The sequence below is a fragment of the Acinetobacter sp. YH16038 genome (assembly GCF_013417275.1).
In the GTDB taxonomy this organism is placed as follows: Bacteria; Pseudomonadota; Gammaproteobacteria; order Pseudomonadales; family Moraxellaceae; genus Acinetobacter.
The window spans coordinates 1-5,402 of record NZ_VPEG01000071.1; the positions used below are offsets into that span (position 1 = coordinate 1).

Below are 5,402 nucleotides of genomic sequence, written 5' to 3' on the forward strand. Positions count from 1 at the left end.
TTGTTGTTCTTCGCTATGATGTAAAAGGTTTTCTTGTCCTCGCTCTCGACTAATTTCACTTTCCGCAAGATTTGTTTTTCTAATGGTGTCTGGTCTACTTTCAGACTGATTTCGGCTAATTCCTGCTGCTTGTTCTGAATTTGCTTCGCTAACCACCAATTTACGCCAAGAAAAATCAGAAACACTGTAATCAACACGCCCAATATTGCTCCCGTGAGAATATTCAAACGCAAAGCGTTTCTGATTTTCGGCTGCTGATCTTGGATGGTCTGAAGGTTTGACCTTAAAATTTTCTCTGTTTCCTTGCTGCTTGCTCTCAGTAAGGCGTTGTAGCTTTCCAAGTGCTGTTTCGTAACGCTCTCGGCTTGTTCTTTGATAATCCTGTCCTGCTCGGCGGTGTTCTTCTGCAAATTGTTTATCAAATTGTCGATTTTCATAAATTACGCCTTCTAAACGAATATTCCGCTTGCCGTCAGGATTCTTAATACTGATTGATCTATCTGTTTCTCTAGCAATCTCAAAGCCTGCACCCTTTAGGGTTTCAACTACATCTTGCCTATTTTGGATATTGCCATTGCTAATTTGCTCAGCAATTGCGGTCCCGATTTGCTCTTTAATTTCTTTGACGCTTTGAGGTAGGTTTTGGCTATTCAAAGTTTTAATTGCTTGAGCTTTCTCTGGTGCATGAGGGTCTGTTAAACCATGCTCAAAATTGATGACTTGTTTCCAGTTTTCTACAAGTGGGCGGTCAGCTTGATCAAAATAAGGCTGTAATCTTTTTCCTGTACTTAATTCCACATTTGGAATGACGAAATTAAGCTCTAAACGTCCTTTATCAGTGTGTTCTATCCAAGTGATGTCGTACTGGTCACGCTCTAACCCAGCAAGCAATGTTTCTTCAAAGCTCTGCATGATGGCTTCTTTTTGGTGTTCTTCGAGGTTTGGTTCCTCAAATGAAAGTACTCCAACCGTATAACGGTTTTGGAAGTCCAAGTTGTCTGCTAATCGTTGGGTTAATTCAGGATCTCCACTCAGTAAAACTGCACCTGGTCTATCCCTATCTTTGCCAAGTAGGTAGTCAATGGTTGCACCTGCACTACCACCGCCCTTATTTCCCAAAAATTTAACGATCATAGTTGGCTAAAATTCCTTGTAGTTGTTCTCGAATAACTGCCAACTCTGCAAAGGCTCTAAGTTTTTCTATATCAGATTCCACAGTATTTACTTGTCTCGCAATCTGATTGAGATTGCCCCCAATGCGTCCTAATGCTGCTAATAGCTGAGGATCTGCCGCTTTATAATTTCTTCTTTTATTTGGCTTCTCATCTAGACAAGTATTTCGAATCCAAGTTGCAAGCTCTCCACCTTCCATACGCTCCAGTAAGGCTTGATGTTCCGCTTCTGTTAAACGGACTTTGATCTCTTTTTTTCTTTTGATTATGTCTTTCTTAGTCATGACTCAATCTGCTTCATGGCTTGGATCGGCTTTTTTTATGAGGACAAATTGCCAAGTAAAGGCAATTTACCGCAATAGAAAAAGGCGAAAAGAGGGTCAAGGGATTCTTCCCTTGCAAGGCACAAAAGGTAATCTAGCGAAAACTTTAGTTTTTGTATAGAGTACCCTTTGTGTGTCCTTGCCCTTAAAAAAATTTAGAGTAACCATATGAATAAAATTAATTTACTAGATCATCTAAATAATATAATTTGTCAAAATTTTCTTGCTGAAGAAATAGATTTCTGTACGAATAGTTGTTTAATACTTCAATACTTAAATTTTTTGGAAAGAAGAATTCCCGAAAAAACTCGTAATTGTTTACAAACTTCAGCTTTTAAAGAAGATTTCAAAAAACTAACAACTGACTTACAAAAAGGATTTTTCAAACTAAAAAAAGAAATAGAAAATGGAGAAAATTTAAATAAATATCAAAGTACAAGAATATGTGAAGCTAGTTATACAGATAACCTTTACTTACATGAAAAACTAATACATTTTCATTTGAAATCTGACATGTATCCTAGAAATCCAAAATTTATAGACCGCTCTGGCAGCATAGCAATAGTTCTGATAAATTTTGAAGAAGTAATTTTTATTAAAATAAAAAACCATGGAGGAGATACATGGACAAGCAACGAATACATTAAAATCTTAGATAAAGAATTCCCACAAGCTATTAAAAAGAAAAAACTTATTGGCATAAAAAGCGATAATTATACAAAAAGGGAAATAAATAATTTAAGAAATAAAGGAGCAATATACATTACAGGAAACGAAAATGAAGACGGCTACTGCAACACACTAGACCCAATAAAATCTTTAAACAATAAAGGTAAATTAGATCAAACAAAATATTCACATCTAAAAATAAAAGAAAAGCTATTAAAAGACATAGAAAAGTTAAGCACCAACTTAGAAAATAGTTCACCAGAAGAAATCAAAATACAGATAAAAGAGCTGATATCTGATTTAGGCTCACTTTCCGCTTTTTAATGCGCTTTCGTACGTTAATGACAGAAAATAGTACTTCTGCAAATTTGTTTTCATTAACGTACGATTTTAGATTTTAAGAATTACATACAATTAATTACTAACTGGCTCATCAAACCAACCTTCAATATAAGTACCTTCAGTACCTGTTTGCTTCACTCCACAGTAGAAATTGAGGTTCGTATCTCCAAGATATCCAGTAACTTTCTCCGGTGTATCTGTCATCGGTCTAAGAGTCTGGCCTGATCTATTTTTAATCGTCTCAAGACATTGTGACATGGAGCTAAATTTTCCACCCATTAGTTGAGTTTCAGATTCAGCACTACAACCAACGATAAAAAGAGTAATACTTGCTAATAGAATGTTTTTCATAGTTATTTGTCTTACGATTTAACGAAGTAATATAGTAGCGTATACACTCATTCTTTTATCAATTTATCTGATTTTTTTCTAAATAAGCTATCAAACATCATTTTTTATCCAGTTCCTAATTGTTCTATCAGTAACCATTAATTCAGTTGCTATCTGCTTTTGAGTCATACCCTCTTTCATCATTGCTAAAGCCTTAACTCTTTTAGAAGCATAATTATCCGATCTAATTTTCCCCCCCTTTAGACCACCTAGCTTTCCTTTTCGGCTTTGACGATCAATAAACTCTTGATAGCAGTAGGCATCCTTTTTCCAACAATATGTGGCGATACTCTTAGCTGTAGCTTTGATTTCTGAATAGGGTAATGCTTCTAAAAACGCCTCATTTACGCTTAAACACTGTTTGGTGACTTCCTCTAGCCAAGTGTTGTAAATACCCCCTCTATGCGCTCTAACAGCCGTATATGCCCATTTACGCACGGTATCGAACAGTGTGCAGTTACGTCCAAGTCCTGAAACTTCCTGTTTTTTGCTTAATTTCTTAGGTAATTCTACAAAATCGGCTAAATAATCGAGCGTATAGGCTTGTTCACTCCAAAAAGTGACACGCCAATCTTTATGAAATGGATTCTTCGTAATGAGATGACTGTAGCCAACGTCTGCTCCAAGTTTATTGGCAAGTCCTGCCTGAACCTTTGAGGCATAGGCTATTGCTTTTTGACTGGCTAATTCACTGGTACACAGTGGAATTTCTAATTTATAGCAAATATGAGCATGACCATTTTTTAAGGTCTGCGCTGTCCAATAGGGCATTGGCAAATTTTCATCATGCCATGCCATGACAGCATCTGAACGATCTATATCAAAAAAGAAGTAATGAAGCATACAAGGCTGATTACCCTGTATGTATTGCATGTTGATTGCCGTTTTTTTCGGTCTTATTTGTAAGCCATACAATAAATCATCTGCACAGTATGGTTTATGAGCAAGATTTTCAAAAAAATCGCTTAATTGAGCGTTATTCACCTTTTGCAACGTCCTTTATGTTGCAAATGCTCAAAACATCAGTAAAATACAAATATCGATTTTGCGTTTACTGATGCTTTAAGTATTTGTTAAACAATGAGAAAAAAGTAGGTTTGCCGACCTGCTTTTTTTTCGCCTAAAAGAAAATCTAACACAACTTTAATATTTTTAAAAGTTATTGATTTTCTTAATTTTATAGCCGTTTTTTGCCAATATACGGCATATAATCTAATTAAATATTTCTCGAAGTATGCAAGATTCTTAAAATAAAAACTCGCTTGGCTTCCTCATCAATTTGAATAATTGCACGGTATGGACTGTCAGAAATAAGCATTTCTCTTGTTCCTAAATTGCCCTTCTTTTTAGTTCGATTTGGTGAGAAATACAGGGTTTCTAGCTGTTCAGTAATTTTTAAATACATCCCTTCTGCTAGTTTTTCGCCCCATGTCTCTATGCCATACGCCAAAATTTCAATTAAATCCTGTTCTGCTTGTGGCAAGTAAGAAACTTCATAGGTCATCTTTTACGGCTCGCTACCAAGTCTCGTGCCTTTTGCATTGCAGTCGCATGTACTGACTTCATTTCTTTCGTATCAGATGGATGCGCTTTCAAAGCATTTAACGCTTCTGTGATTTTCTCTTTTTCCCAATCTTCATAATCATCATCTTGGACATCAAAAAGGCTTTCTAAGTGGGTGCCTTTCACGTCTTTTAATGACAAGAAAACACCAACAGGGCGCTTATTCTTTGTGACTAATACAGGTTCTCGCTGCATCGTATCTAATAACTCACCAAAGCGTGATTTTGCATCTTTCGCTGTAATAACTTGCATGTTCAAACCTCATAAAAGTAGGCGTTTTGTCTATTTTAGACTTTTTTTGAAAGTAATCTAGCGTAATTTATTAAATTTAACGCCCAAATCCTCTACTAGCCCTTCTTTCAACGTGTTTTTCTTTCATTTGCTGGCTAATTTGCTGTTCACTTCTCTTAATTTGCTGTTGAGATTGTTTAATTGCTGATTTTGACTGGCTAATTCCTCGTTCTGACTTCTCAATACTTGATTCTGAATGCTCAATGTTTCGATCTGCTCGCTCTGACTTTGATTTATAGCGTTTAGCTCTTTCAATTGCTTCTCTAACGAGTTCAATAAGTCTTTGTAGCGATTCATAAAGTCGTTTGGCATTATCTTGTTCCGCTTGATTAGGATTACTCTGTTTTACGTCCTGCTTTGCTTCTTTTGAGGTGGCTAAGTTTTCAAATAAACTTCCGCTATCCTTCAAAAGCTCCTTTCCATCATTTGACTGGTTAAATGGATTTTCAAAAGGAGTTTTAAAGTTAGATTCTATTTTTCCAATTTCAGTACCATTTGACTGGATGTGGTCTCGTAAGCGTGCGCTTTTTTGCTGTTCTTCGCCATGATATATAGGGTTTTCTTGTCTTCGCTCTCGTGTAAAGTCACCTTCCGCAAGATTTGTTTCTCTAGCGGTGTCTGCTCTACTTTCAGATTGATTTCGGCTAATTCC

At 36.1% G+C, this 5,402-nt stretch carries 7 protein-coding genes and 1 pseudogene; 1 reads left to right on the forward strand and 7 read right to left on the reverse strand.

Annotated features, from left to right (window positions below; all coding sequences use genetic code 11):
- Positions 1–1,134: relaxase/mobilization nuclease domain-containing protein (locus FTV34_RS16115; RefSeq protein WP_180070794.1), on the reverse strand; the 1,134-nt coding region annotated here is incomplete at its 3' end.
- Positions 1,124–1,456, reverse strand: a complete 333-nt coding sequence (gene mobC / locus FTV34_RS16120) for a plasmid mobilization relaxosome protein MobC (RefSeq protein WP_179996688.1) — start codon at positions 1,454–1,456, stop codon at positions 1,124–1,126. The genes FTV34_RS16115 and mobC, both read right to left, overlap by 11 nt.
- A 207-nt stretch (positions 1,457–1,663) precedes the next feature.
- On the opposite strand from mobC, the gene FTV34_RS16125 reads away from it, so the two are divergent.
- Positions 1,664–2,488, forward strand: a complete 825-nt coding sequence (locus FTV34_RS16125) for a hypothetical protein (RefSeq protein WP_179991777.1) — start codon at positions 1,664–1,666, stop codon at positions 2,486–2,488.
- 90 nt (positions 2,489–2,578) lie between these two features.
- Here the strand turns inward: FTV34_RS16125 and FTV34_RS16130 are convergent, their stop codons facing one another.
- From FTV34_RS16130 to FTV34_RS16150, 5 genes and pseudogenes are all read right to left on the reverse strand, one after another.
- Positions 2,579–2,857, reverse strand: coding sequence for a hypothetical protein (locus tag FTV34_RS16130; protein WP_179991778.1), 279 nt, complete (start codon positions 2,855–2,857; stop codon positions 2,579–2,581).
- A 90-nt stretch (positions 2,858–2,947) separates the two neighbouring features.
- On the reverse strand, positions 2,948–3,880 hold the full coding sequence (locus FTV34_RS16135) for a replication initiation protein (RefSeq protein ID WP_179997541.1): 933 nt from the start codon (positions 3,878–3,880) through the stop codon (positions 2,948–2,950).
- Between the two features lie 232 nt (positions 3,881–4,112).
- Complete coding sequence (locus FTV34_RS16140) at positions 4,113–4,400, reverse strand: type II toxin-antitoxin system RelE/ParE family toxin (RefSeq protein ID WP_179995778.1); 288 nt, start codon at positions 4,398–4,400, stop codon at positions 4,113–4,115.
- Positions 4,397–4,711, reverse strand: a complete 315-nt coding sequence (locus FTV34_RS16145; protein ID WP_003115799.1) for a type II toxin-antitoxin system Phd/YefM family antitoxin — start codon at positions 4,709–4,711, stop codon at positions 4,397–4,399. Before FTV34_RS16145 ends, FTV34_RS16140 begins: the two co-directional genes overlap by 4 nt.
- 76 nt (positions 4,712–4,787) lie before the next feature.
- A pseudogene (locus tag FTV34_RS16150) lies at positions 4,788–5,402 on the reverse strand (mobilization protein A); the annotation flags it as partial.

Coding starts and splice junctions, on each gene's coding strand:
- mobC (WP_179996688.1), bottom strand. CDS start 1,456: ATGACTAAGAAAGACATAATCAAAAGAAAAAAAGAGATCAAAGTCCGT.
- FTV34_RS16125 (WP_179991777.1), top strand. CDS start 1,664: ATGAATAAAATTAATTTACTAGATCATCTAAATAATATAATTTGTCAA.
- FTV34_RS16130 (WP_179991778.1), bottom strand. CDS start 2,857: ATGAAAAACATTCTATTAGCAAGTATTACTCTTTTTATCGTTGGTTGT.
- FTV34_RS16140 (WP_179995778.1), bottom strand. CDS start 4,400: ATGACCTATGAAGTTTCTTACTTGCCACAAGCAGAACAGGATTTAATT.
- FTV34_RS16145 (WP_003115799.1), bottom strand. CDS start 4,711: ATGCAAGTTATTACAGCGAAAGATGCAAAATCACGCTTTGGTGAGTTA.